Source organism: Nannocystis exedens (assembly GCF_002343915.1).
In the GTDB taxonomy this organism is placed as follows: Bacteria; Myxococcota_A; Polyangia; order Nannocystales; family Nannocystaceae; genus Nannocystis; species Nannocystis exedens.
This window is the reverse complement of sequence record NZ_NETK01000001.1, coordinates 8,282,166-8,305,488: the sequence shown is the minus strand read 5'-3', so window position 1 is coordinate 8,305,488 and position 23,323 is coordinate 8,282,166. Positions and strand designations below refer to the sequence as shown.

Annotated in this window: 22 protein-coding genes; 11 read left to right on the top strand and 11 right to left on the bottom strand. The window is 72.0% G+C overall.

The window, feature by feature from the left end; genetic code table 11:
- Positions 1 to 293: 293 nt before the first annotated feature.
- Entirely contained in the window at positions 294 to 629 is a 336-nt protein-coding gene (locus NAEX_RS32710; protein WP_096331401.1) for a hypothetical protein, read from the top strand.
- A gap of 71 nt (positions 630 to 700) precedes the next feature.
- On the opposite strand, the gene NAEX_RS32705 is transcribed toward NAEX_RS32710, so the two are convergent.
- On the bottom strand, positions 701 to 2,419 hold the full coding sequence (locus NAEX_RS32705; RefSeq protein ID WP_143141440.1) for a hypothetical protein: 1,719 nt from the start codon (positions 2,417 to 2,419) through the stop codon (positions 701 to 703).
- A gap of 106 nt (positions 2,420 to 2,525) precedes the next feature.
- Here NAEX_RS32705 and NAEX_RS32700 point away from each other — a divergent pair, with 106 nt between their 5' ends.
- A complete protein-coding gene (locus tag NAEX_RS32700; RefSeq protein WP_096333800.1) occupies positions 2,526 to 4,391 on the top strand; it encodes an amidohydrolase family protein in 1,866 nt (621 codons plus the stop codon).
- Between the two features lie 435 nt (positions 4,392 to 4,826).
- On the opposite strand, the gene NAEX_RS32695 is transcribed toward NAEX_RS32700, so the two are convergent.
- A complete protein-coding gene (locus NAEX_RS32695; RefSeq protein WP_096331399.1) occupies positions 4,827 to 5,108 on the bottom strand; it encodes an ArsR/SmtB family transcription factor in 282 nt (93 codons plus the stop codon).
- A 195-nt stretch (positions 5,109 to 5,303) separates the two neighbouring features.
- On the opposite strand from NAEX_RS32695, the gene NAEX_RS32690 reads away from it, so the two are divergent.
- Together NAEX_RS32690 and NAEX_RS32685 are read left to right on the top strand one after the other, a co-directional pair.
- The gene (locus tag NAEX_RS32690; RefSeq protein WP_096331398.1) at positions 5,304 to 6,056 is read left to right on the top strand and encodes an SDR family NAD(P)-dependent oxidoreductase; all 753 of its coding nucleotides are present in this window, start codon (positions 5,304 to 5,306) and stop codon (positions 6,054 to 6,056) included.
- Between the two features lie 345 nt (positions 6,057 to 6,401).
- A complete protein-coding gene (locus NAEX_RS32685) occupies positions 6,402 to 8,228 on the top strand; it encodes a hypothetical protein (RefSeq protein WP_096331397.1) in 1,827 nt (608 codons plus the stop codon).
- Positions 8,229 to 8,288: 60 nt separating this feature from the next.
- Here NAEX_RS32685 and NAEX_RS32680 read toward each other — a convergent pair whose 3' ends face one another.
- Complete coding sequence (locus tag NAEX_RS32680; RefSeq protein ID WP_096331396.1) at positions 8,289 to 8,663, bottom strand: VOC family protein; 375 nt, start codon at positions 8,661 to 8,663, stop codon at positions 8,289 to 8,291.
- A 287-nt stretch (positions 8,664 to 8,950) separates the two neighbouring features.
- Here NAEX_RS32680 and NAEX_RS32675 point away from each other — a divergent pair, with 287 nt between their 5' ends.
- Positions 8,951 to 10,030: a trypsin-like serine protease gene (locus tag NAEX_RS32675; RefSeq protein WP_170136183.1), complete on the top strand. Its 1,080-nt coding sequence runs from the start codon at positions 8,951 to 8,953 to the stop codon at positions 10,028 to 10,030.
- A gap of 38 nt (positions 10,031 to 10,068) precedes the next feature.
- Here the strand turns inward: NAEX_RS32675 and NAEX_RS32670 are convergent, their stop codons facing one another.
- Positions 10,069 to 10,515, bottom strand: coding sequence for an NUDIX domain-containing protein (locus NAEX_RS32670; RefSeq protein WP_096331394.1), 447 nt, complete (start codon positions 10,513 to 10,515; stop codon positions 10,069 to 10,071).
- Positions 10,516 to 10,612: 97 nt separating this feature from the next.
- Entirely contained in the window at positions 10,613 to 11,566 is a 954-nt protein-coding gene (locus NAEX_RS32665) for a LysR family transcriptional regulator (protein WP_096331393.1), read from the bottom strand.
- 80 nt (positions 11,567 to 11,646) lie between these two features.
- Here NAEX_RS32665 and NAEX_RS32660 point away from each other — a divergent pair, with 80 nt between their 5' ends.
- Positions 11,647 to 12,846, top strand: coding sequence for an FAD-dependent oxidoreductase (locus NAEX_RS32660; RefSeq protein WP_170136182.1), 1,200 nt, complete (start codon positions 11,647 to 11,649; stop codon positions 12,844 to 12,846).
- 242 nt (positions 12,847 to 13,088) lie between these two features.
- On the opposite strand, the gene NAEX_RS32655 is transcribed toward NAEX_RS32660, so the two are convergent.
- Positions 13,089 to 13,994, bottom strand: coding sequence for a helix-turn-helix domain-containing protein (locus NAEX_RS32655; RefSeq protein ID WP_245913845.1), 906 nt, complete (start codon positions 13,992 to 13,994; stop codon positions 13,089 to 13,091).
- A gap of 321 nt (positions 13,995 to 14,315) precedes the next feature.
- On the opposite strand from NAEX_RS32655, the gene NAEX_RS32650 reads away from it, so the two are divergent.
- From NAEX_RS32650 to NAEX_RS32640, 3 genes are all read left to right on the top strand, one after another.
- Entirely contained in the window at positions 14,316 to 14,762 is a 447-nt protein-coding gene (locus tag NAEX_RS32650; protein ID WP_096331391.1) for a nuclear transport factor 2 family protein, read from the top strand.
- Positions 14,762 to 15,580 (top strand): NAD(P)H-binding protein, encoded by an 819-nt coding sequence (locus NAEX_RS32645; RefSeq protein WP_096331390.1) that lies wholly within the window; start codon positions 14,762 to 14,764, stop codon positions 15,578 to 15,580. The genes NAEX_RS32650 and NAEX_RS32645 overlap by 1 nt, the downstream gene beginning before the upstream one ends.
- Before the next feature lie 429 nt (positions 15,581 to 16,009).
- Entirely contained in the window at positions 16,010 to 17,539 is a 1,530-nt protein-coding gene (locus NAEX_RS32640; protein ID WP_100793526.1) for a hypothetical protein, read from the top strand.
- 104 nt (positions 17,540 to 17,643) lie between these two features.
- Here the strand turns inward: NAEX_RS32640 and istB are convergent, their stop codons facing one another.
- The 3 genes from istB to NAEX_RS32625 are packed head-to-tail and all read right to left on the bottom strand — an operon-like array spanning position 17,644 to position 20,250.
- Positions 17,644 to 18,408, bottom strand: a complete 765-nt coding sequence (gene istB, locus NAEX_RS32635) for an IS21-like element helper ATPase IstB (protein WP_096325670.1) — start codon at positions 18,406 to 18,408, stop codon at positions 17,644 to 17,646.
- Positions 18,389 to 19,879, bottom strand: coding sequence for an IS21 family transposase (gene istA, locus NAEX_RS32630; RefSeq protein ID WP_096325671.1), 1,491 nt, complete (start codon positions 19,877 to 19,879; stop codon positions 18,389 to 18,391). The genes istB and istA overlap by 20 nt, the downstream gene beginning before the upstream one ends.
- The gene (locus NAEX_RS32625; RefSeq protein ID WP_096327535.1) at positions 19,876 to 20,250 is read right to left on the bottom strand and encodes a hypothetical protein; all 375 of its coding nucleotides are present in this window, start codon (positions 20,248 to 20,250) and stop codon (positions 19,876 to 19,878) included. The genes istA and NAEX_RS32625 overlap by 4 nt, the downstream gene beginning before the upstream one ends.
- Positions 20,251 to 20,839: 589 nt before the next feature.
- Here NAEX_RS32625 and NAEX_RS32620 point away from each other — a divergent pair.
- Entirely contained in the window at positions 20,840 to 21,364 is a 525-nt protein-coding gene (locus tag NAEX_RS32620) for an FG-GAP repeat protein (protein ID WP_100793507.1), read from the top strand.
- Positions 21,365 to 21,415: 51 nt separating this feature from the next.
- Here NAEX_RS32620 and NAEX_RS32615 read toward each other — a convergent pair whose 3' ends face one another.
- The gene (locus NAEX_RS32615) at positions 21,416 to 22,045 is read right to left on the bottom strand and encodes a hypothetical protein (protein WP_096331387.1); all 630 of its coding nucleotides are present in this window, start codon (positions 22,043 to 22,045) and stop codon (positions 21,416 to 21,418) included.
- A gap of 111 nt (positions 22,046 to 22,156) precedes the next feature.
- On the opposite strand from NAEX_RS32615, the gene NAEX_RS32610 reads away from it, so the two are divergent.
- Positions 22,157 to 22,474 carry a hypothetical protein gene (locus NAEX_RS32610; RefSeq protein WP_096331386.1) on the top strand — a complete coding sequence of 106 codons (318 nt, stop codon included), beginning with the start codon at positions 22,157 to 22,159 and terminating at the stop codon, positions 22,472 to 22,474.
- Between the two features lie 203 nt (positions 22,475 to 22,677).
- Here NAEX_RS32610 and NAEX_RS32605 read toward each other — a convergent pair whose 3' ends face one another.
- Positions 22,678 to 23,280 carry a hypothetical protein gene (locus NAEX_RS32605; RefSeq protein ID WP_096331385.1) on the bottom strand — a complete coding sequence of 201 codons (603 nt, stop codon included), beginning with the start codon at positions 23,278 to 23,280 and terminating at the stop codon, positions 22,678 to 22,680.
- Positions 23,281 to 23,323 lie beyond the last annotated feature (43 nt).

Sequence of the window (23,323 nt, the reverse complement as noted above, 5' to 3'; positions counted from 1 at the left end):
GCATACATCGCGGTGAAGCGGCCGGGTTTCTTCGTGTGTCCGGGCGCGACCGTTGCTAACTTCCGGTCGTGCATCCGCCTCACGACGAACCCCGCCGCGACGAGCCGTCCCCCCGTGCATCGTGCCCCGCGGGGCGCGTCCGCGGCCTCCCGTTCGTGTTCGCACTCTGGGGCTTGCTCGCCGCATGCAGGCCCCCGGGTACGCGCCCGGCGTCCCTCGAGCCGTCACCTCCGACGGTCGCCGACCCGCCGCCCGCGCGGCCCACCGACCCTGCCATTCCTCCCTGCGAGGCCGTGCTGCGCGCCGCTCACGACGGCGAGCTGTGCCGCGCCGTCGGCACCTACGCGCTCCGTACGTTCACCGTGAAGGGCGGACAGGCCGTCCTCGACGTCTGGCCGGTCGTGCTCCTCCCCGACGGGCAAGCGGTGCTGCTGGAGAGCCTCTGGCACGAGGAGACCCGACCCACCGCGGAAACGATCGCCGACCTCGAAGGCGAGAGCGTCGAGGTCGTCGGCGTGTTGCGGCGCGAGCCGCCCAAGCGCCCCGAGCTGGGCGCCCAGAACCTGTCGATGCCCTGTCTCTCGCCGATCCACTCGATTCACGTCGTCCCCGCCCCTCCCCCGAACTGACGCGTGGAGCTCGGCCCGATCCACAGGCTCGTTCGAACATGTCCTTCGCGCCAGCTCGGCGGCGCCGCTCTTCACTGCGCCGCCGCGGCCGCGAAGCGGACCGCGACCAGGCTGTGCGGCGGCAGCGTCACCTGCACGCGCTCGCCTTCCTGCACGTACTGCGCGGACTCCACCGCCACCGGGAAATACATCGTGTCGTGATCGGCGGCCGGCGGGGCCCATTGCGACGCCGCGGTCGCGGTCCAGCCGGGCGGCAGGTCGATCGTGAACGTGTGGCTGCGCTCGAGGTCGCGGTGGAGCGCCACCAGGCTGCCGGTCTCGCCGGCGGGGTCGACGAAGGCCGCGGCGTGGACCAGCGGGACCGTCACCTTGCCTGTCCCTACGGTCAGGTCTTGCTCGACCTGCTTGGCGAACTCGAGCGGCGCCGCGCGCTCGAGCAGGTGTTCGCCGACGAGGCGGGTGGCCACGTAGCTGGCCATCGGCGCGGCGGTCTCGTTCGTGCCCTTGCGGAACGGGTTGTACCAGGGCTCGAGCAGCGGGTCGCGGTCGGGGCTGTCGAGCGTGTCGAAGTCGAGCGCGAAATGTTGGCAGGCGGCCTCGACGCCGAGCTGGGCGTAGAGCAGCAGCATGCCGGCGACGCCGAGGCCGACCGCGGCTTGCTGGGCGCGCTCGAACCGGCCGCGCGAGGCGGTGCCGGCGACGTGGTACTCGGTGACGACCAGCTCGAGGCCGGGGCGCACGGCGTCGAGGGCCGCGCGGGCGCGGGCGAAGCCGGGGCGAAACACCTCGGCGCCGGCCAGCGCGAAGAACAGATCGTTGGGGTCGGTCCAGCCGAGCGTCCGCGCGTCGTCGAGCAAATAGTGGTGGACCACCGCGCCGGCGACCGCCGGCTCCTTGAACAACGGCGCCAGCGCCTGCACGGCCGCCTCGACCCCGCCCCACCCGTCCATCGACGCCTGCGCGAGCGGGACCCAGAAGCGGGCCTCGGGCTCGACCGCCTTGACCGCGGCCACGTACTCGAGCGCGCGCGCGGCGTAGTCGGCCGCCGCGGCGCTCGGCTTGCCCGACCACTTCGGGTCGCCGCCGTGCTTCGCGTCGGGGTTGGCGTACGAGTAATCGCCGGCCGCCGAATAGCCGGTGTTCCACGCTGCGTAGGGCTCGCTGCCGAGCTCGAACAGCGTCTGGCGATACGGCTGGTCCTGGCCCCAGTGCAGGCGCGCGGCCACGTTGACGTCGCCCGCGTCGGCGCCGTTGAGGTGCGTGACGTAGGCGGCGGCCTCGGCGGCCGTACCTGACCCGAAGTTCAGGGTCACGATCGGCGCTGCGTCGGCGTCCTGCATCAGCGCGAAGTACTCGAAGGTCGCCATGTCGTCGCCGGCCGCCGGCGCGTGGCCGGGCTCGACCCAGCGGTAGAAGTGATAGCCGTCCTCGCCGTGCGCGCCGTCGATCGGCAGGCCCGCGAAGCGCATCAGCGGCGCCCGCCCGTGGCCCGGCCGCGCCTCCGCCAGCGCCTGCGCGGCCGCGACCTTGTGCGGCGTCCGCCACTCGGGGTGCAGCGGGTCGTTCTCCGGGGCGTAGCGGGTGCCGGGGCCGAGGTTCCAGCCGACGAGGTCGCCGACCGGCTCGCCCGGCTTGTTGAAGTCGAGGCTCGCGTGCACGTCGCCCATCATCACCGGGGCGTCGCCGGTCGAGCTGCTGAGCACGCCGAAGGTGGTTTGCGGCGGCGCGATCGAGTTGCACGCGAGCAGCAGGAGCCCGGGGACCAGCGACGCGACCCGACCCATGGACATCGACGCGGTGAATACCACGATCAGGGATCGCCGCAGAAGCGGTTTCGCACGATCGCGGCGGCGCCGGCCCGACCCTGTCCTGGAAGTCATGTGGTATCGGGGGGCCATGCGTCCTCGCTCGACCGGCACGGTCCTCACATTCGCGGCCCTGGCCGCGCTGGGTTGTCCGCGGCCCTCGGCGAGCGAGGCGCCGGCGCGGACGTCTCCGCCGATCGCGGCGGACCTGGTCATCCGCGACGTCCGCCTGTTCGACGGCGAGGCGGTGGTCGCCCGCACCTCGGTCGCGGTCGGGGACGGCGTGATCGTGGCGGTCGGTCCGGACCTCGTGGTCGCCGACGGGGCGACGGTGGAGGACGGCGCCGGTCGGACCTTGCTGCCCGGGCTGATCGACGCGCACACGCACATCCAGTCGCCGGACCAATTGCGCCAGGCGCTGGTGTTCGGGGTCACGACCGAGCTCGACATGTTCACCCTGCCGGCCGTGACCGGGCCGCTGCGCAAGGCCGTCGCCGGGGCCGGTGGGCGCGCCCTGGCCGACTTCCGCAGCGCCGGCGTCCTCGCCACCGCCCCCGGCGGGCACGGGACCGAGTACGGGTTTGCGATCCCCACCCTCACCGGCCCCGACCAGGCGCCGGCGTTCGTCGCCGCGCGCCTGGCCGAAGGGTCCGACTACCTCAAGATCGTGCTCGACGACGGGTCCGGCTTCGGCCGCCCGATCCCCACCCTCGCCGTCGACACCGTGCGCGCCTTGATCGAGGCCGCCCACGCGCGCGGGCTGACGACCGTGGTCCACGTCAGCAGCCAGCGCGAGGCCACCGCCGCGCTCGAGGCCGGCGCCGACGGCCTGGCCCACGTGTTCTTCGACGGCCCGGCGACGGACGCGTTCGTGGCCCTGGCGCGCGACGAGCAGGTGTTCGTGGCCGACACCCTGGCGGTGGTGCTCGGGCTGTGCGAGCCCGGCCGCGCCCGGGGGATCGCCGACGATCCGGCGCTGAAGCCGTTCCTCGGGCCGGCCGACGTGCGCGCGCTGTCGGCGAGCTGGCCGAGGGCCCTGCCGGCCGCCGCGTGCGAGGCCGCGCTGACGACCGTCGGCGCGCTGCACCGCGCCGGCGTGCCGCTGCTGGCCAGCACCGACGCGCCCAACCCCGGCACGGTCCACGGGGCCTCGCTGCACGACGAGCTGGCGCTGCTGGTGCGCGCCGGCCTGCCGGCGACCGCGGCGCTGGCGGCGGCCACGTCTGTCCCCGCGGACAGGTTCAAAAAGCTCCTCGGCGATCGCGGCCGGGTCGTCGCGGGCAAGCGGGCCGACCTGTTGCTGGTGCGCGGCGATCCGACGGTCGACATCACGGCCACGCGCGCGATCGAGGCGGTGTGGAAGGCCGGGCACCGGGTCGACCGCGACGGCTACCGGCGGGCGGTGGCCGAGGAGTACGCCGCGCTCGCAGCCCGGCGCGCCGCCCCGCCGCCGCCCGGGTCGGAGTCGGGCAAGATCGCCGCGTTCGAGGCCGGCAAGGTGGCCGCGGAGTTCGGCGCCGGCTGGCAGCCGGCCACCGACGCGCTGATCGGCGGCAGCTCGACGGTCGAGCTCGGCCTCGTCAAGAAGGGCGCGCGCAGGAGCAAGGGGGCGCTGCGGCTCACCGGCGCCGTGGCCGAGAGCGAGCGGCCGAAGTGGGCCGGGGCGATGTTCTTCCCCGGGGCCGCGCCGATGCAGCCGGCCAACCTCGGCAACTTCCGCAAGCTGGTGTTCGCGGCCCGCGGCGACGGCACGGGCGCGATGACGGTGATGGTGTTCGCCGAGCAGCTCGGCGTCGCGCCGCTGCGCAAGGAGATCGCCGTCGGCCGCGAGTGGAGCGAGCACACCGTCACCTTCGCCGAGCTCGGGCTCGAGCCCTTCGACGTGCTCGGGCTGTTCTTCGGCGCGACCGCGGGCGGTCCGTTCGCGCTCGAGCTCGACGACGTGCGGCTCGAGTAGACGGGCTGTCGCTTGCGACATGTCCTGAGGGACATGCTGCCGAGCTGCCGGCCGGGAGCCCCTCGCCCGCCTCCTACGACATGTCCTGAGGGACATGCAGGCTCTCGACCCGCCGAGGGCGGCCGCGCCCGCGTTTCCCTTCGACCTGCCCGAGAGACACGCGCGCTTTCTGCTCGCGGTGCGCGGCTCGCCGCGTCTCGCGGCGAGCGCTCTCGGACCCGGCGACCTGCACGCTCGTCCCGGTACGGCCGTGGGCCCGTCACCGCCGGGGGACCCGCCCGTGTCTCTCGCCCCCTGCCCGCTCGCCGGCGCCGGACCTCGACGTCGATGCGGCGCCGGGCGCGCTTGACTTCTCGGGAGGCAACATTTAGACGTTAACCTAAACGTCCAAATGAACGCAGGCAAGACAACCTGGGAGGTGCGGGCGGGCGGCGCTCACAGCTCGGCGAGGCGCGCGAGGTAGGCGCGCCAGACGTCGCGCTGGAACACCACGTGGGCGAACTTGCCGTCGCGGACGATCTCGATCAGGCCGGCGGTCTCGAGCTCCTTGAGGTGGTGGGAGATCGTCGCCTGGCTGACCCCGTGGCACTCGACGATCGCGGCGCAGGGCATCTGCTGCGCGCGGTCGGCCGCCAGGTCTTGCAAGATCTTGAAGCGCCGCGGCTCGGCCAGGGCGCTCGAGATTCGCTGGACCTGCTTGTCCGTCAAGCGGATCATTGCCGGCAGCGTAACACGGGGACCGCCGGGGCTCTAGCCGCGGCGGGCAGCCGTGTGCGCGGTCACGCGAGGCCGGCGCGGGCGGGGCCGGCGCGCCGCCGGAAAAAAATGATGGGACGTGGTTTGACTTCGACCGAGCCGTCACTTAGACCTTCATCGAAACGTCGAACTGATAACACGACGAGGAGAGCGAAGATGGTCGAATCATTGAAGGGCAAGGTCGCGATCGTCACGGGCGCGTCCAAGGGCATCGGCGCGGGCATCGCCCGGGCGCTGGCGGGCGCCGGCGCGGCGGTGGTCGTCAACTACGCGAGCGACCGGGCGGGCGCCGAGCGGGTCGTCGCCGACATCACGAAGCGGGACGGCAAGGCGTTCGCGGTCCAGGGCGACGTGTCGAAGGCGGCCGACGTCGCGCGGCTGTTCGCCGAGACGAAGCGGGTGTTCGGCCGGCTCGACGTGCTGGTCAACAACGCCGGCGTGTTCCGCTTCGAGCCGGTCGAGGCCGTCACCGAGGCCGAGTTCCGGCGTCAGTTCGACGTCAACGTGCTCGGGCCGCTGCTCGCGGTGCAGGAGGCGCTGAAGTACTTCGGGCCCGAGGGCGGCAGCGTGATCAACATCGGCTCGACGGTCACGCGCCGGCCGGCGCCGCAGTCGGTCGTCTACACCGCCAGCAAGCACGCGCTCGACGGCCTCACGCAGACCCTCGCGCTCGAGCTCGGGCCGCGGAAGATCCGCGTCAACTCGATCAACCCCGGCGCCGTCGACACCGAGGGCGCCCGCACCCTCCAGATCCCCGAGTCCGACTTCGCGCGCGAGCTGATCGCCGCCACCCCGCTCGGCCGCCTCGGCGAGGTCGACGACATCGCCACGGTGGCGGTGTTCCTCGCCTCGCCCGCGTCCGGGTGGTTGACCGGCGAGATCATCAGCGCCTCCGGCGGGCTGCGCTAGGCGCCTCGAAGCGCGAAAACCCGGCGCCGGACGAGCTGCCGGCCCGGGCCCGCGGGAGCGAGTCGACCGTCGGACGGCGGTCGTTGTTCGCGATCGGCCGCGCGCGAGCGTTCGCCGGGCCCGGCTGCCTCGGCCGGCGCGAATTGCAACTCGTGGTGCCGGCGGCGACGTAATTTGCGGCGACACGCGATCGAGTCACCGGCGGCGATCACTGGACCGGTGGAGGTGGTCTGCGCCGCCTCGCGCGAGGCCGGCGACGACGTGTGCGGCGGCTCGCGGGCACCGTCGTGCTGCCGGATCTCTCGGCGGCGAGGAGCGAGACCCCTTATGCGAGCGACGAGCTTATTGCCGCGAATCCTGTCCTGTGCCGTCCCTGCCGTCTTCCCGGCGCTGCTGGTCGCCTGTCCCGGGGACACCGGCGACTCCACCGCGAGCGAGCCGGGCGACACCGAGACTGCGAGTTCGACCGCCGGCACGACCGACCCGACGACCACCGGGCCGACGAGCACGACGAGCGTCGACACGACCGACACCACGACCACCGGGCCCACCACGACCGATTCGACGACGCTCGATCCCACCGACGGCGCCACCACCACCGATTCGACGACGCTCGACACCACCACCGACAGCACCGCCACGACCGACACCGGCACGAGCCCCGGGACCACGGCCGTCGACCCGGGCGAGTGCGATCCTGGCGAGTCGCGGTCGTGCTACGGCGGCCCGGACGGCACCGAGGGCGTCGGCAACTGCGTGGCCGGCCAGCAGCAGTGCGGCGCCGACGCGATCTGGGGCCCGTGCGAGGGCGAGGTCGTGCCTGCGCGCGAGACTTGCGAGGAGGCGGGCGACGAGGACTGCGACGGCGTCGACGCGTGTCCGGACCCGGGCGCGCACGCGTGGAGTCGGACCTTCGGCCAGGGCGGCCACGAGGTGGGCACGAGCCTGGTGTTCGACGCCGCCGGCAACCTCGTGCTCGCCGCGTGGGGCGACGGTCCGGTCGACTTCGGCGGCGGTCTGCTGGTGGGCGACGGGGTCGACGTGCTCCTGGCCAAGTTCTCGCCCGCGGGCGACCTGCTGTGGAGCAAGCGCTTCGGCGACGCCGGCGTCCAGGGCGGGCCCGACTACGGGCTCGCGGTCACGCCCGCCGGCGACATCGTGCTGGCCGGGGACTTCGCCGGCTCGATCGACTTCGGCGGCGGCCCGCTGCAGAACCTGACGGCCACGCACGACCTGTTCCTCGTCCAGTTGACGGGCGACGGCGAGCACGTGTGGAGCGAGTCGTTCCACGGCGGCGACGCGCTGGTCGGGATCAAGGACCTCGCGCTCGCCGAGGACGGCGACATCTTGCTCACCGGCTACTTCTTCACCTCGCTCGACCTCGGCGGCGCTCCGCTGGTCGCCAACGACAAGGCCGACGCCTTCGTCGCCCGCTTCTCGCCGACCGGCGCGCACCTGTGGAGCCGCAGCTTCAGCGGCACCGACGCCCAGCTCGGCGGCGCCATCGACGTCGATCCGGACGGCAATGCCTACGTCGCCGGCTGGTTCTGGGACTCGGTCGACGCCGGCACCGGTCCGCTCGTCTCCACCGGCGCGGACGACCTCTTCGTCGCCAAGCTCGACCCCGCGGGCGCCACGGTGTGGGCCAAGCACTTCGGCGACGCGGGCAACCAGCGGGGCCGCGGCCTGGTGGTCGACAGCGCCGGCCGCGTGACGATCGCCGGCTCGAACCGGGGCAGCGTCGACTTCGGCGGCGGGCCGCTGGCCGGGCCGAAGGGGTCCGGCTTCCTCGCCCAGTTCGACGGCGACGGCGCCCACCTGTGGAGCCGGCTGGTCTGCACCGACGGCTCGAGCGCAAGCGACCTCGCGACCGACGGCCTCGACAATCTCATCACCACCGGCAACTTCCTCAACACGTGCGACCTCGGCGGCCAGGTGCTGGTGTCCAGCGACCAGTACGACGCCTACCTCGCCAAGTTCACCCCGCAGGGTCAGCTCGTGTGGGGCAACAGCTTCGGGGGCATCGACGCCCAGGGCGGGACCGGCGTCGCCGGATCCGCCACGGGCACCGTCGCCGTCACCGGCACCTTCTTCCAGAGCATCGACCTCGGCCTGGGCCCGGTGGTCAGCCAGGGCAACCGCGACGGCTTCGTCGCCGCGTTCCAGCCGTAGGCGCGAGCGACGTGCATCGCCCTCGCCGCCGCCCCGAACGCGGGCGGCGGCGACGCGCGCTCACGGCCAGACGTTGGTCCCCGGCGCCCCGGCGAGCGGGCGGCGGGCGTCGATGACACAGAAGCGCTGGCCGGTCGGCGCCTCCATCACCACCCAGCGGGCGCCCTTGGCGACCTGCTTGGCGCCGAGGCGCTCGAGGCGGGCGACCTCGGCCGGCTGATCGTCGGTCTCGATGTCGAGGTGGACGCGGCTCGCGTGACTGACCCGCTGGACCTCGATGTGCAGGTCGCGGGCGCTGGCGTCGAGCACCGCGTACCCGTGGCCGTCGTCGCCCTCCGAGGCCATGCCGAGCGCGCGGCTCCAAAACGCGGCGGCGTCGTCGGGCGGGGTGTCCTGACAATCGATGATGAATCCGGCGAGTCGGCTGTGGTGCATCGCGGCCGGTGTACCAGAGTCGGCGACGCGCCGACAGGCGGGCGACGGCGACGAGGCACGCGCTACTGCGTTGATCGGCGAGCGGGCTCGACAGGCGACGGTGCAGGAGCACCGGGGGCGGGGCGCGGCCTCGCCCCCCCGGCCGAGCGGGGAGCCCGGCCCCGACAATTTTTAAATTTGGGAGCCGTGAATTGAACGCGTCGCTGCCTCTACCTGGGCTGCCAGGGTCGCCGGTCGCCGCTCGCGGCCGGCGCCCCGCGACACCTCTCATTCCCATGAGCAAGACGATGCATATGCCCAGGCTCTCGATTCACCGCACCTTCTGCGCCCTCGCGGCGCTCGCCTCCCCCGCCTGCGACGCCCCCGACGGCGTCGACGCCGACGAGCAAGTCCCCTCCTACGACGTAGGCGAACGAGGCGCGCTCGTGCAGTGTGACAACGGCACCTTCGACCTCGAGCAGATGAACGCCACCCTGCGCGCCTACCCCGAGCTCGGCGAGCTCCTCGGCCTCGAGCGCGTCGCCGGCTGCGAAGACGCCGCGAGCTACCTCGCGGGCCTGTCGGCGCACATCGAGGGCTTCCCGTCGCAGGAGCTCGCGCCGCCGGAGGCGGAATTCCGGGTCGCCCACGCGGAGGCCAGCAACCTCACCACCAACGGCGTCCTCCGCCTGACCCACGTCAATTGCACGGGCGTGCTGATCCACGACCGGGCGCTGATCACCGCCGCGCACTGTGTGGCCGCGCTCGCCCCGGAGACCGGCACCAAGAACTTCTGGGTCGAGAACTTCGAGATCGACAACTTCGGCGGCGGCAGCTACGTCGGCCCGGTGCGCGTCAACGTCCACCCCGATTATGCCGGCCTCGACAGCAACTACGTCGGCGACGACGGCGACGACATCGCCGTGGTCAAGCTGACCAGCGGCAGCTTCGGCTTCCCCGCGGAGGATCGCCACCGGATCTACACCGGCGCGATGAGCACGATCGGCACGATGCGCCTGTACGGCCAGGGCGTCACCTCGCACACCGGCGGCGGCGGCGGCGTGCTGCGGCGCATGGTCTACCTGCCCAACTGGGCCGGACCCGAGCACTTCCTGATGGACGCCGAGACCAGCCGCGTGTGCAAGGGGGACTCCGGCGGGCCGGTGATGGACGTGCTCCCCGACGAGGTCACGCGCGTGGTCGCCGGGCTGACGACCTCGATCGAGATCGGCGACCCCGCCGACATGTGCGCCACCACCGGCGGCAAGCAGCGCGCCGTTCGCCTGCAGAACAAGGTCCGCTGGATCGACGACATGATCGGCGGCACCGACAGCGACGACTGCACGCCGCTCGTCATGGACGGCTGGTCCTACGAGCGCTGCTGGTGAGCCGCTGCGCTGCCGTCGTCCGCGGCGAACAGGCCGACCTAGCGTCGGTGCCCGTAGTAAAACCGCGGGAAGGCGCGGGCCTGGAACTCCGGGATCAAATCGCGCGGGAAGAACGGCAACGTGTGAAGCTCGGCCAGCGGGACCCAGACGAGGCCGACCTGCGACGGATCGGGCGAGAGCATGCGCAGGGTCTGGCCGGGCAGCAGGCGGCCGTACACGAACACCTCGACCTGGTGGAAGCCGGGCGGCAGGTTGGTGACGGCCAGACGGTCGGCGATGATCTCGCGGATGAAGGCGACCGCGCCGAACTCGGCCTGCACGCCGAGCTCCTCCCGCAGCTCGCGGTGAAAGGCCTCCTCGATCGTCTCGTTCTCGTCGACGCCGCCGCCGGGGGTCACGTACCACGACTCGTTCGCGTCCTCGAATTGCTCGAGCAGGATCTTGTCGTTCTCGATGAGGATGGCGCGAACGGCGAGGCGCGGCATGGCGAGACCGACGATACCCGCTCGCCGCTCACGCCGGTACCTGGCCCGGCACACGGCGGCGGATCTTCGCGCGGCCGGACGCCCCTCGCTGCGACGCTCACGCGCGCCGGCGCGGGCCTCGCTTGTTCGCGGGGCGCGGGCTCGCCAGCGCGGCGCTCACCAGCTCGCGGAAGGCTCGCGCGCCGGCGTCGAGGTGGGTGCGGTCGTGCCACACGAGGTCGATCGAGAACGCCATCGGCGGGCCCGGCACCATCAGCGGCGTGAGCGGCAGGGCGGGCGCCAGCGCCTCGGCGACCCGGCGCGGCAGGCCGCAGACGTAGTCGGAATTGGCGGCGACCACCGCGGCGGCGACGAAGCTCGGCACCACCACGGCGACGTCGAACGCGAGCCGCTCGCCCGCCAGCCAGGCCCGCGCCGCGCGGTGGCCGATGCCGCCGCGGCCGAGCGCGAGGTGGATGTCGACGTGGCGCAGCGAGGCCCACACCTCGCGCGTGACCGGCCTGCCCGCGGCCGGGTGGTCGCGCCGGACCAGCAGCACACCTGCCTCTTCGTACAGGTGGTGCGCGTGCTGCCCCGGCTGCGGCGCGGTGGCGGGGGCGATCGCCGCGTCGACCTCGCCGCCCGCGAGCCCGCCCGCCGCCTCGAAGTGATCGATGCTGACGATCCGCAGCTGCGCCCGCGGCATCGCGGCGGCGAACGCCCGGGCCACCCGCGGGAGGTCGCAGACCTGATGGGCGTCGGACAGCGCGAGCGCGAAGCTGCGGGTGGTGGTGGCCGGGTCGAACTCCTCGGCGCCGGCGACCACCCGCTCGAGCTCGCGGACCGCCGCGCGCAGGTGCGGCGCCAGCTCGAGCGCGCGCGGCGTCGGCACCAGCCCGCGGCCGCTTCGGACCACCAGCGGGTCGCCGAGCTGGGCCCGCAGCTTGGCCAGCGAGTTGCTGACCGCCGACGGCGTGACGTGCAGCCGCCGCGCCGCCGCGGCCGCGCTGCGCTCGACGAGCACGGTGTGGAGCACGAGCAGGAGGTTGAGGTCGAGCGCCGCGATGTTCACTGCCAGTGATGTTTACCGTCACGATTCGTCACTTGCAATGATTGTCGTGAGGGCGAATGCTCGCGCCCAGGAGGTGCGATGTGACGGACTCGATGCGTGCGCCGATCCAGCGAGCGCTGGTGGTCGGCGGCGGGGTAGCCGGACCGACCGTGGCGATGTTCCTGCGTCGGCTCGGGGTACGGGCGACGGTGCTGGAGGCCCGCAGCGCGGCGGAGGGCGACGCCGGGGCGTTCCTCGGCCTGGCGCCCAACGGGCTGCAGGTGCTGGCCGAGCTGGGCCTGGGCGCGGAGCTCCGCGCCCGCGGTGCCGTGTGCGAGGGGCTGCGGTTCACCAACGCCCGCGGCCGCTGCATCGGCGTGATCGATCACCGCGGCCACGCGCGGCGGTTCGGCGCGCAGATGGTGATGATTCGCCGCGCCGAGCTGCACCGGGCGCTCATGGCCGCGGCCGCCGAGCGCGGCGCCGACTGCCGGTTCGGCGCGAAGGTGGTGGCGATCGCCGAGCGACCCGGCGAGGTGGTCGCGCGGCTCGAGGGCGGCGAAGAGCTCGCGGCCGACGTCCTGCTCGGCTGCGACGGGCTGCGCTCGCGCGTGCGCGCCCTGGCGCTGCCGGGCTCGCCGGCGCCGGCGTTCACCGGTCTGTGCGACGTCGGCGGCTTCGCCCGCTGCCCCGGCGCGCCGCTCGAGCCCGGGTGGACAGTGATGACCTTCGGCCGCCGCGCCTTCTTCGGCGCGTTCGCGGCGCCCGGCGGCGAGGTGTGGTGGTTCCACAACAACGGCGCGCGCGAGGCGATGCAGGTCGTCGACCCCGAGCAGCGCCGCGCGGCGATCCTGGCTTTGCACGCCGGCGACCCGGGGTGGATCGCCGACGTCGTGCGCGCGACGCCGACGCTGCTCGGCCCGTGGGCGCTGCACGACATCATGACCCTGCCCCGCTGGCACGCCGGCCGCGTGTGCCTGCTCGGCGACGCCGCCCACGCCACGTCGCCGTCGGCCGGCCAGGGCGCCTCGCTCGCGCTCGAGGACGCGCTGGTGCTGGCCCGCTGCCTGCGCGACGCCACCAGCCCGCAGGCCGCGTTCGCCGGCTTCGAGCAGGAGCGCCGCGCCCGCGTCGAGGCGGTCGTCCGCCAGGCCCGCAAGAACGGCGACGGCAAGGCGCCCGCCGGCCCGGTGGCGGCCTGGTTCCGCGACCGCATGCTGCCGCTGTTCCTCCGCGCAGGCGCGGCCGCGCAGGCGCGCTTCTACGAGCACCGCGTCGAGTGGTCGACCCCGACGGCGTGACGCCCTGTCCTCGCGGACAGCCCCCGGATGTGCGTCGGCACGCGCGACTCGGGCCGCGCGATGGATGTGTCCTTCAGAACATGTTCACGCAATCATGTGAGGGCTCGCTCGGCGCAGCGTCGGCGAGCGCCGCGCTCGCGCGTGCACGCCGCCCGGCAGCGCGTGCACGTTCATGGCTGCTCTCGACGTTCACCCGGCCAGCATGTCCTTTCAGACATGCTCATCACGACATGCTCGATCGATCACGCGCCCCGCATCGCCCGGCGGTACGCCTGCGGCGCGGTGCCGCGGGCGCGGACGAACGCGCGGGTGAACGCGGGCTCGCTGGCGTAGCCGACGCGGGCGGCGATCGCCTTGATCGGCGCGTCGGTGGTCGCGAGCAGGCTGGCGGCGCGGTCGAGGCGCAGGCGGCGGAGGTAGCTGCCGACCGGCTCGCCGAGCAGCGCGGTGGTGCGGGCGGCCAGCACCGAGCGCGACATCCCGACCTCGGCCGCCAGCTCGCCGAGCTCCCACGGCTTCTCGGGCTCGGCGCGCAGGCGCAGCAGGGCGGCGACGATCCGCTCGTCGCGCAGCGCCTCGGCGCCCGGCAGCGACGCGCCCTCGGCTCGCAGCGCCTGGGCGAACAGCGCCTGCGCCCACGAGGTGGTGATCGTCTCGCGCAGCGCCGGCGACAGCGCGCGGGCCCGGCCGAGCAGCGCCAGCGTGTCGGCCAGCCAGCGGCCGAGCTCGCGGTCCTCGCGGGTGATGTGGACGACCGCCGGCAGCAGCGACAGCCACGGCGCGTCGGCGTGATCGATCTGCAGGTCGACCGTCACCAGGCTCGTGACCGGCGCCGCCTCGCTGACCCACACGTCGGCCGCCGTCTGCTGCATCCCCACGCAGGCGCTGCCGTCGCGCGGCACCGGCGTCGCGGCGCTGTCGCGGATCACGTGCTCGTCGGCCCGCGGCAGGAAGGCGAGCTCACCTGGCCCGAGAGACATGCGCGCACCGGCGACCTCCAGCACCCCGCCGCCGTACAGCGCCGCGTACAGCTTGGCGCTGCCGCGGCCGGCCCGGCGGTGCTTGCCCCACCGCCCGCCGAGCTCGAGGCTGGTGACCTCGCTGCCGAGGACGACGAGGGAGCGCGCCAGCGCGTCGAGCTCGGTCATCGCCGCGGAGCATAGCGCACCGCCGACCCGCCGAGACACGCGCCGACGACCCCGAAGGGCGCCGTCCCGGTCGCGCCGTCCGCGGCGCAGAACGAGGTCGCCTCCCTCGCGCGAGCCGACCCCCTCGGGCCCCGCGGCGACCCCCTCGCGCCGACGCGGCCCGGCTCGCAGGCTGCTGCCGCGCGCGCACGCGAGCCCGGAGACATCGACTCGTGGCGAACACGGCCGGCCCGCCTGCCTCTGCCGGTTCGGACGCGCGGATCGGCGATCCGGACGCGCGGTGCAGGCGGCCGAACTAGCTTGGCCGGCACAGGAGACGCCATGCAAGACCACGCAACCGAACCCATGCGCGCGGCCGCAGCGCTCGCGGCGCACCTCGAGCGGATCGCCCGCGACATCGAGCGCTGGCTGCAGTTGTTCGCCGACGACGCGGTCGTCGAGTTCCCTTACGCCCTTCGCCTCGGGCTGCCGCCGCGGCTCGTCGGCAAGCCGGCGATCGCGGCCTACTTCCGGCGCACCCCGGGGGTGTTCCGCGACCTGCGGTTCTCCGACCTGCGAGTCTACCCCACCACCGACCCCGACGTCCTCGTCGCCGAGGTCCACGGCTCGGCGACGCTGGCCCCCACGGGCGAGGCCTACGAGCAGGACTACGTGATGGTGCTGCAGTGCAAGGACGGGCGGATCGTCCGCTACCGCGAGTACTGGGACCCGACGGCCACGAGCAGCTTCCGCGAGGGCAGCGTCCGCGACGCGCTGGGAGGTGAGTGATGCGCGCGCTCGTCACCGGCGGCACCGGCAAGACCGGCAGCGCGGTCGCTCGCGGGCTGCGGGCCCGCGACGTCACCGTCGCGATCGGCAGCCGTCATCCACGCGGTGCCGATCAGGTCCGCTTCGACTGGGCCGATCCGTCCACCCATGATGTCGCGCTGGACGGCGTCGACGCCGTCTACCTGGTCGCGCCGGCGCTGGTCCCCGACCCCGAGCGGCTCATGGTGCCGTTCATCGACCGCGCGATCGCCCGCGGCGTGCGGCGCTTCGTGCAGCTCAGCTCGTCGGCCATCGAAGCGAGCGCGCCCGGCTTCGGCGCGGTGCATGCCGCCCTGCAGGCGCGCGCGCCGGAGTGGACCGTGCTGCGGCCGTCGTGGTTCATGCAGAACTTCGCCGACCCGCAGCACGCGATCGGCCGCGGCATCCGCAGCGAGCGCGCGTTCGTCAGCGCCAGCGGTCAGGGCCGGATCGGCTTCATCGACGCGGAGGACATCGCCGCCGTCGCGGTGGCCACGCTGCTCGCGCCGGCCAACGCCGATCTCATCCTCACCGGCCCGCAGGCGCTGTCGTACGACGAGGCGGCGGCGATCCTCTCGGAGGTGCTCGGCGAGCCGGTGGTCCACCGCGCGATCACGGTCGACGAGTGGTGCGCCCGCCTCACCGCCGCCGGCATGCCGGCCGAGTACGCCGCGATTCTCGGCGCGCTCGAGCAGGCGATCGCCAGCGGGGCCGAGGACCGCGTGACCGACGAGGTCCTGCGCCGCACCGGCCGCCCGCCGCGCTCGCTGCGAGCGTTCGCGCAGGCGGCGTTCGCATGATGACTCCTCATACATGTCTGATCGAGCATGTGTAAAAAGACATTCGCCGGACCCTCGACGAGCCGCGGCGGCGACGGCTCCAGCGACGCGGGCTCGGCCTCGGGCGCGTCGCGCCGCTCACCGCAGCCGCTGCGCCGCGGGTCGCCCGCGTCTCGGCCCTCGTCCGCCTCGTCGATTTGCCATCGCCGTCGGTTCGTCGGGAAAAATTCTGCAGCACGTCCTGAGACGGGGCGAGCGACCGTGCGACAGGGCTCCCGGTCGTCGAGCCGGCGCCGATGCGTGAGGCCTGCGAAATTCGCCTCCTGACGCCGGCCGCTCGCCCCCCAAGCCCGGTACCCAACCCCGCTTGGGACACCCAACCCGGCCTGCCCCACGAAGCAGCACAAGCCCCCGGGAACGCGGCCCGGAGGGCCTGGCACGGCGCTTGCCTTGGCCCGGCTCACCATGTCGAGCCGCGCCCGTCTCTATCCCCTCCTCACGCTCTGCACCCTGGGTTGCGCCCTGCCCGCCGAACCGGGCGACGCGACCTCCACGACGGACGACGCGACGAGCGAGGCGAGCTCGGGCACCTTCACCGACGCATCGTCGATCACCGAGTCGATCCTCACGACGACGATCGCGGAAGACCCCACCACCGGCACCACCGGCGACAGCACCGGGGACGAGGCGGAGATCCCGCTCGCCACGCCGTACCTCTACGTCGACTACGCGCCGATCAAGCGCTACGAGTTCTCCTGGAAGCCGGTCGCCGGCGCCGAGTACTATCAATTGCTCGAGCGGCCCTATCCCGAAGTCGCCGGCTGGTCGCAGCTCGGAGACGACCTGGTCGGGACCTCGATCACCTGGTCGATGCCGATCCACCTGCGTCTCTCGGCGGCCTACAAGCTCCGCGCCTGCGACAAGACCGGCTGCAAGGAGTCAGAGCCCGTCGAGGTCGACCCGGGCGTCGACGGCGCGATCGGCTACTTCAAGGCCTCCAACGCCGAGAGCGACGACTACTTCGGCTCTAGCGTCGCCATCTCCGCCGACGGTTCCACGATGGTCGTGGGAGCTCCCTTCGAGGACAGCGGCGCGCACGGCATCAACGGCGACGAGCTCCACAACTACGCCAAGAACAGCGGCGCAGCCTACGTGTTCGTGCGCGAGGGCGACACGTGGAAGCAACAGGCCTACCTCAAGTCCTTCAACGTCGACCCCGAGGACTGGTTCGGCGAGGTCGCAATCTCTGGGAACGGCGATACCATCGCGGTCGGCGCGCCTCAGGAGGACAGCGCGGCGACGGGCATCGACGGCGATCGCCACGACGACAGCGCGGAGGACTCGGGCGCCGTCTACGTGTTCGAGCGCAAGGGCTCGGCGTGGTCGCAGACGGCCTACATCAAGGCGAACAACATCCACCCCTCGGCGCAGTTCGGCCGGGCGATGGCGCTATCGGCCGACGGCAATACCATCGCGGTCGGCGCCCGCTACGAAGATAACGCCGCCACTGGCGTCGACGGCGCTCCCTGGCTGGGCCTCGCCCAAAATTCCGGCGCAGCTTATGTCTATTCCCGCAATGGAGAAGGATGGGCGCACCGTGCGTACCTCAAGGCGTCCAACACGGGCGAAGGAGATCACTTCGGCGCCTCCCTCGCCCTCTCCGGCGATGGCACCACGCTGGCAGTGGGCGCGCCTTCCGAGCGCAGCAAGTCCGCGGGGATCAACGGGAATCAGGTCGACGACGACCTGCCGTCCGGCGCGGTTTACGTGTTCACTTTGGAACGGGGCGTCTGGTCACAGCAGGCATACATCAAGGCGTCTAACTCGCCCTTGTCCCGGAGCTTCGGCGAATCCATCGCGCTCGCGTCCGACGGCGATACACTGGCCGTCGGCGCGTCCCTCGAGTCTTCCTCCTCCACTGAAATCGACGGTAACCAGTGGAACGACGAGGCGTTCGCCGCGGGGGCCGTCTACTGTTGACGACGGCGTAGATCCGCGTAAATCCAGCGGCAGAAATCAGCGGCGAAAATCGGCGGCAGAAAACGCCGGCGAGGCCGGCGTCGAGCGAGGGTGACCGTGGCGGCTCAGGATTTGCGACGAGAGCGCCTGGCGGCTCTGCGGGTCGTGTTGCGTTCGACGGTCTCCTTGTTCCGGTAGGATTCGGCGTCGATGGTGAGGACCTCGGCGTTGTGGCACAGGCGGTCGATGACGGCGACGATGCTGGTCGCGCTCGGAAACACCTCCTGCCACTCGCTGAAGATCCGGTTGGTGGTTACGATTGTCGAGAGTCGTTGGTATCGCTGGCTGACCACCTGGAAGAGCAGATCGGCGTAGCCTTGCCCATAGGACATGTAGCCGACCTCGTCCACGACGAGGAGCGCGGGAGAGGTGTAGCGGCGGAGGCGCTTCCGCAGGCGCGTGGTGTCGGGCTGGGCCGCGAGATCGCCGAGCATCTGGGCGGCCTCGACGACGCGGACGGTGTGGCCGGCCCGGATCGCGCGGTGGGCGAGGTTGCGGGCGATCATCGTCTTACCGACGCCGCCCGAGCCGATCAGGACGACGTTGGTGTGCTCGCGGAGGAAGTCGAGCTCGAAGAGAGCCTCGATCGCCTCGCGGTCGATCTTCCGCGGGTGCGTCCAATCGAAGTCGGCGATCGGCTTAAAGGCGCCGATCTTGGCGCCCTCGAGGCGACGCGCGAGGCTGCGTCGACAGCGTTCGTCCTCTTCGGCCTCGATGAGCGGGCGCAGCCACGGCTCGGCCTCGATGGCGTGCCAGCGGGCGAGCAGGCCGTAGAGCCCGAGCGCGGCGGCGCGCTCGCGCAGCGTCGCGTCAGGTGTCTTCGTCGCCATCGTCGTTCTCCTCGGCGGTGAGCGCGTCGTAGGTGCGGAGGTCGTGCGGGCGCACGACGATCGCGCGCAGGCGCGTCGGGAGCTCCGGCGCCTCCCGGTGTCCTGGCGGGGCGAGCTGCTCAATCGCCTTGCGCAGCGCCGGGATGTATAGCAACTCGCGTGCGAGCGCGTCGTCGATGGCCTGCTCCAAGAGACAGGCGCCGTGGGCGTCGAGGAGCTCCTCGAGCTGACGGGTGGCGCGGGCGAGCGGCTCGCCGCGCTCGGCGAGGGCGCGCAGGAAGTCCTGGCTCCGCGGGACCGCGCGCCGCAGGCGATCGAGCTCCCGATGTGTCCGGGCGCCGGTCTTTTCGGACCACAGCGCGTCGATGTGCGACCTGTCCTCGAGGACCTCGCCGGCGCCGTAGCAGCGGGCGTGCTCGGCGATCACGTGCGTCCCGTCGACGACGCGCACGCGCTCGGCGTCGGCGACGACGACGAGCTCCTTGCAGACGTGGGTGTGCGGGATCGAGTAGTCGTTGCGATCGAAGCGCACGTACGGGGTCTTGCCGGCGCGCACGGGCTGCTGCTCGGCGCACGGAAACGGCTCGCCGGACGCCACCAGCAGCAAGGGGCGCTCCTCGGCGAAGGCGCTTTCGACCGTGCGGGCGCGGTCGTCGGGCCACAGTCTTTGCATGGCGAGGGTCTGGCAGAATGCGAGCACCTGCGCGTTGAGGTCGTCGAGGCCGACGAAAGTGCGGCCGGCGAAGAATGCGTCGCGCAGGTAGCGAATCGCGCGTTCGACACGACCCTTCTCGTTTCCCCTCCTCGGCGCGACCGGCCTGGGTTCATAGCGGTAGTGCCCCGCGAACTCGACGAGCGTCGGGTGGAGGCGGATCGCGTCGCCCTGTCGCTCGAGCACCGCGCTCTTCAGGTTGTCGTAGAGCACGACCCGCGCGGCGCCGCCGAAGTACGCGAATGCATGCACATGGCCAGCGAGGAAGCTCGGCATCCGCGCGTCGTAGAAGAAGCGCACGAACAGCGCGCGCGACCAGCTCAGCACCATGACGAAGGCCATCAGCTTGCGCGTCGCCCGGCCGACCTGGACCTTGCCGAAGTCGGCCCAGTCCACTTGGGCCTGTTCTCCGGGCAAGGTCGCAAGGCGCAGGTACGCCTCGGCCCGGCGGGGTCGCAGCTCGCGGACCACCTCGCGCAGCCGCGAGATCTGGCCGGTGTAGCCGCGCGTGCGGACCATCTGCAGGATCCGCGTCGCGCGCAGCTTCGGGTACTTCTCGAGCGTCTCGCGGATGAAGGCGCGGTACGGATCCACCTTCGTCCGCCGCTTCGGCGCCGGCAGCTTCACGCCGTTGTGCTGGAGGATCCTGCGCACCGTGCCGTGGTGCAGGCCGAGCTGCGCGGCGATCGTGCCGATCCGCCAGCCCTCGGCGTGAAACAGCCGCAGGACATTCGCCCGAGTCAAGGCCGACGTCGTCACTTCTCACCTCCGGTCAGATCGAGATCCCACTGCACGGTCGACGGCGGCCGTGGTCGTCGGAGACGGAGGACAAGACGCAAGGGAGCGAGCTCGTAAGCGTGCACCAGCGGGCTCCCGGGATCATCCAGAGTCGCGCCGAAGAGTCCCAGACCCGTGAGCCCAGACGAATCGCAGCTGCCGTCCACACACACAGCAACGCGCAGCGCATCCCCCTGCCACAGCGCGAGGCCCTCGAGCAGCGCCACCAGCGCCCGCGGATGGGAGGGCCGCGGCAGGATCGCCCGCAGCAGCTCCTGCCCCCGCGCTTGCAGCCTCAGCTCGATCGTCGTCGGTCGCGGCCTCAGCCTCATCGACCATGTCCCGATGTTCATGCGATGAATCTCCTTCTGACGCGGTCACCAGCTCCACGCTGATCGATCCCGCGTCCCGGTAGTCATCGCCGTCTCCGCCGTCCTGCGGGAGACACTGCTCCGTCACTTTCTTCGCCCGCTGCGCCGTTCGATACTTCGCCTGTCGCTGAGCGTGCTTGCGCCGACCCTTCCTCGACTGCTGATACCGTCGATTCGACGCCCGTTGCCTCCGCAGCCGCCCCTGCCTGGCGCAGCCCGGCCCGCAGTAGCGCCGCCCGCACCAGCACGCGTCGCACACCCACGTCGCGCTCCCGCACGCTCCACAGCGCAGCGGGATCCCCCTCGGCTCCCGCGGCTCGTTCGGCTCTCGATCGACGACACCTCCGTGCCGGTCCCCGTTGCGGATCCCACCGTCCTGTGGCAGCCTTCACGCGACCTGTCTCTTCGACAATGTCGCTGGGGGAGGTTGTTGGGGGACGCCGGAGAGCGCCAACTCTTGATCCCGGCGTCCCCGTTTTTTTTTCCGGCGCCTCCCCGCTACCCGGCCTCGCCACGCGGCGCCAATCTCCGGACACGCCTCCGGCCCGGCTACGCTCGACCAGAAATTCTTGTGATCTGGCCTACAAGCCTGCGGCCCGTCGAGTTTCTACCAAAACCATTTCGTCGCCTCGCCGCTGGATTTACGCAGATCGAGATCGTCGCTGACATCTACATGTTCTCGCGCCTGGATCAGACTTGGCAGCAGGATGCCTACATCAAGGCCCCGAATGCGGAGGAAGTGGATGTCTTCGGACGAGCCCTCGCGCTGTCCGGAAACGGTGGAGTCCTCGTCGTCGGCGCCCAGAATGAGGAAGGCGGGGGTGTGGGCAGCTTTGCCGACCCATCCGACAATACCGCGCCGAATTCCGGCGCAGCCTACGTATTCACTCACGTGAATGGCGCCTGGATGCACCGGCACTACCTCAAGGCGCCGAACTCCCACACCGACTGCCAGTTCGGAGCGGCCCTCGGCCTCACCGCGGACGGCAGCACGCTGGTGATTGCGGCGCCTCACGAGACAAGCACCGCAACCGGCATCGGCGGAAATCCGCACGACATGGCAGGGACCGGCATCGGCGCGGTGTACATCTATTGACGGGAATAGGCCTCGTTTCGCATCCGAATACGGCTGCGTTCGATACTCTCATCATGGCTGAGGATCTACCAGCAGCAAGATGTCATTCTCGGCCAGCACGGCATCCGGATCATCACAAGCCAGGCTGCCCAACAAGGAGCCGGGAAAGCGATGCCTCCACAATGCCCCGCTGGCGCGGATCCAGCCGGTGACGTGCCACAGTGCGCCGGAGGGGCTCCGGAAGCTGCGGCCGCGCTCATCATGGAAGCCGTGCAAGTACAGCATCGCGCACCAGGGCGGCCCAGGCTGCCCCAAGCGCCGCGGTCGACGGACCCAGATCCCCGGCGCGTCCGGGCCGGGCCACGGGCGGCGATCGATCACGTGCCAGTCCGGGATCGACGGCTCCGGCTTGAAGTGCTCGGCGCGGCCGGCCAGCTCGGCGACCGCCATGAACGCGGCCGACTGGACCACGCCCGGCGTCGACTCCTCATAGCGGTGGCGTACGCCGTGAATCGCCAGCGCGGCGGGATCGAGGCCCAGCATCACCGCCGCCTCCGCGAGGCCCTCCTGCGCCGGCCCGGCGATCCGCTCGGGCAGCCTGGCGACCGCCGGCGAGGCCCCGGGCCCGTACCCGACCGTCACCTCGGCGAACACGGCCTCGTGCTTGTCCTTGCGCTCGAGCCGGTACGTCGCCGTCGCCACGCCGACAGCACAGCGGTTGGGACTCAGGATGTCAAGAGGCCATCCTTCCGAATCAACTCCTTGTGCGCGGGCACATCGCAGTGCACGCGTCGTTCCGCGAGGTTGCGGCGGTTGGCAAGGCACAGCGCGTGCCCCTCCGACACCTCGCCCAAGGCGTCGAACACGGGGGACGGGGACGAGTTCGGCTTCGCTCTCGCGCTGTCCACCGACGGCACCACGCTCGCCGTGAGTGCGCCGTGGGAGAGCAGCAAATCCGCGGGCATCAACGGCGATCGGTCCGACGGCGCAGCGTACTCCGGCGCGGTCTACGTCTTCACCCAGCAGGACGGCGCCTGGGCGCAGCAAGCGTACATCAAGGCGTCGAATACCGAACAGTTCGATACCTTCGGTTATGCCATCCAGGCCTGCCCCTGCCGCGAGAAGACGTAGACCGCCCCCGCGTCGTTCGCCAGGTCGTTCCACGGGGCACCGTCGATCTGGGTCGCGGCAGATGCCTCGCAGCACGACATGACAGGCTCGGGGGTCGGCGCGGTGTACATGTATTGACCGGCTCTCGCTACCACCTCGCAACCAGCCGCGGCCGCGCCCGACATCCACTGTCGGGCGCGGCCGTTCATGCGCGAGCCCGCGGTTCACGCCGAGACGAGCTCGATCCGCTCGAGGCCGAGCTCGTCGCGGTGGATGTTCAGGAGCAGCACGAGCCGGTCGAGCCGCTGGAAGTCGAGTCGTCCGCCGCCCCAGCGCGGCCGGACACGCAGCGTGGTCGCAGACGACCACTGCATGCCGGCGTCGGGCTCGGTCAGTCGGACCGTGGCCTCGGCGAGCGGGTGCTGCTGGCGGAACACGAGGTCGAGCCCGCCGAAGCGCAGCTCGCCGCCGGCGAGCCAGTGGGCGACGTGGCCGGTGAGCGGCAGCGGATAGTGAGCCTGTCGGGCGCGCAGCGACTCGAGGCCGCCCCCGTACCCCCCATCGCGGAACCACATCCCCGTCACGCCGCAGACACCGAACAGCATCAACGCGCCCCATGGCGGCTTACCGAACGCCAGCGAGAGCAAGATCAGCGGCGCGAGCAAGAGCATCGAGCCGATGGCCACGCTGGCGATGAGGGGGGCGTTCGGACGCCCGACCGGCGGCAACGGGCCTTGACGCACCAACACCTCGAGGGGGGTCTCGTCGGCGACGGCGCGGTACGGGCGTCTGGTGAGGCGCGCGAGGGACCTTTGCAGCGAGTCCATGAACGCACGGTCAGGTTAGCAGCGCAGGCGAGGCGACGCCACG

What these genes read in the sequence shown, in the direction of transcription:
- NAEX_RS32650 (WP_096331391.1), top strand. Translation starts at nt 14,316, where the DNA reads ATGCAAGACCACGCAACCGAACCCATGCGCGCGGCCGCAGCGCTCGCG.
- NAEX_RS32605 (WP_096331385.1), bottom strand. Translation starts at nt 23,280, where the DNA reads ATGGACTCGCTGCAAAGGTCCCTCGCGCGCCTCACCAGACGCCCGTAC.
- NAEX_RS32705 (WP_143141440.1), bottom strand. Translation starts at nt 2,419, where the DNA reads ATGTCCATGGGTCGGGTCGCGTCGCTGGTCCCCGGGCTCCTGCTGCTC.
- NAEX_RS32690 (WP_096331398.1), top strand. Translation starts at nt 5,304, where the DNA reads ATGGTCGAATCATTGAAGGGCAAGGTCGCGATCGTCACGGGCGCGTCC.
- NAEX_RS32625 (WP_096327535.1), bottom strand. Translation starts at nt 20,250, where the DNA reads ATGAACATCGGGACATGGTCGATGAGGCTGAGGCCGCGACCGACGACG.
- NAEX_RS32700 (WP_096333800.1), top strand. Translation starts at nt 2,526, where the DNA reads ATGCGTCCTCGCTCGACCGGCACGGTCCTCACATTCGCGGCCCTGGCC.
- NAEX_RS32675 (WP_170136183.1), top strand. Translation starts at nt 8,951, where the DNA reads ATGCATATGCCCAGGCTCTCGATTCACCGCACCTTCTGCGCCCTCGCG.
- NAEX_RS32645 (WP_096331390.1), top strand. Translation starts at nt 14,762, where the DNA reads ATGCGCGCGCTCGTCACCGGCGGCACCGGCAAGACCGGCAGCGCGGTC.
- NAEX_RS32670 (WP_096331394.1), bottom strand. Translation starts at nt 10,515, where the DNA reads ATGCCGCGCCTCGCCGTTCGCGCCATCCTCATCGAGAACGACAAGATC.
- NAEX_RS32655 (WP_245913845.1), bottom strand. Translation starts at nt 13,994, where the DNA reads ATGACCGAGCTCGACGCGCTGGCGCGCTCCCTCGTCGTCCTCGGCAGC.
- istB (WP_096325670.1), bottom strand. Translation starts at nt 18,408, where the DNA reads ATGGCGACGAAGACACCTGACGCGACGCTGCGCGAGCGCGCCGCCGCG.
- NAEX_RS32680 (WP_096331396.1), bottom strand. Translation starts at nt 8,663, where the DNA reads ATGCACCACAGCCGACTCGCCGGATTCATCATCGATTGTCAGGACACC.
- NAEX_RS32695 (WP_096331399.1), bottom strand. Translation starts at nt 5,108, where the DNA reads ATGATCCGCTTGACGGACAAGCAGGTCCAGCGAATCTCGAGCGCCCTG.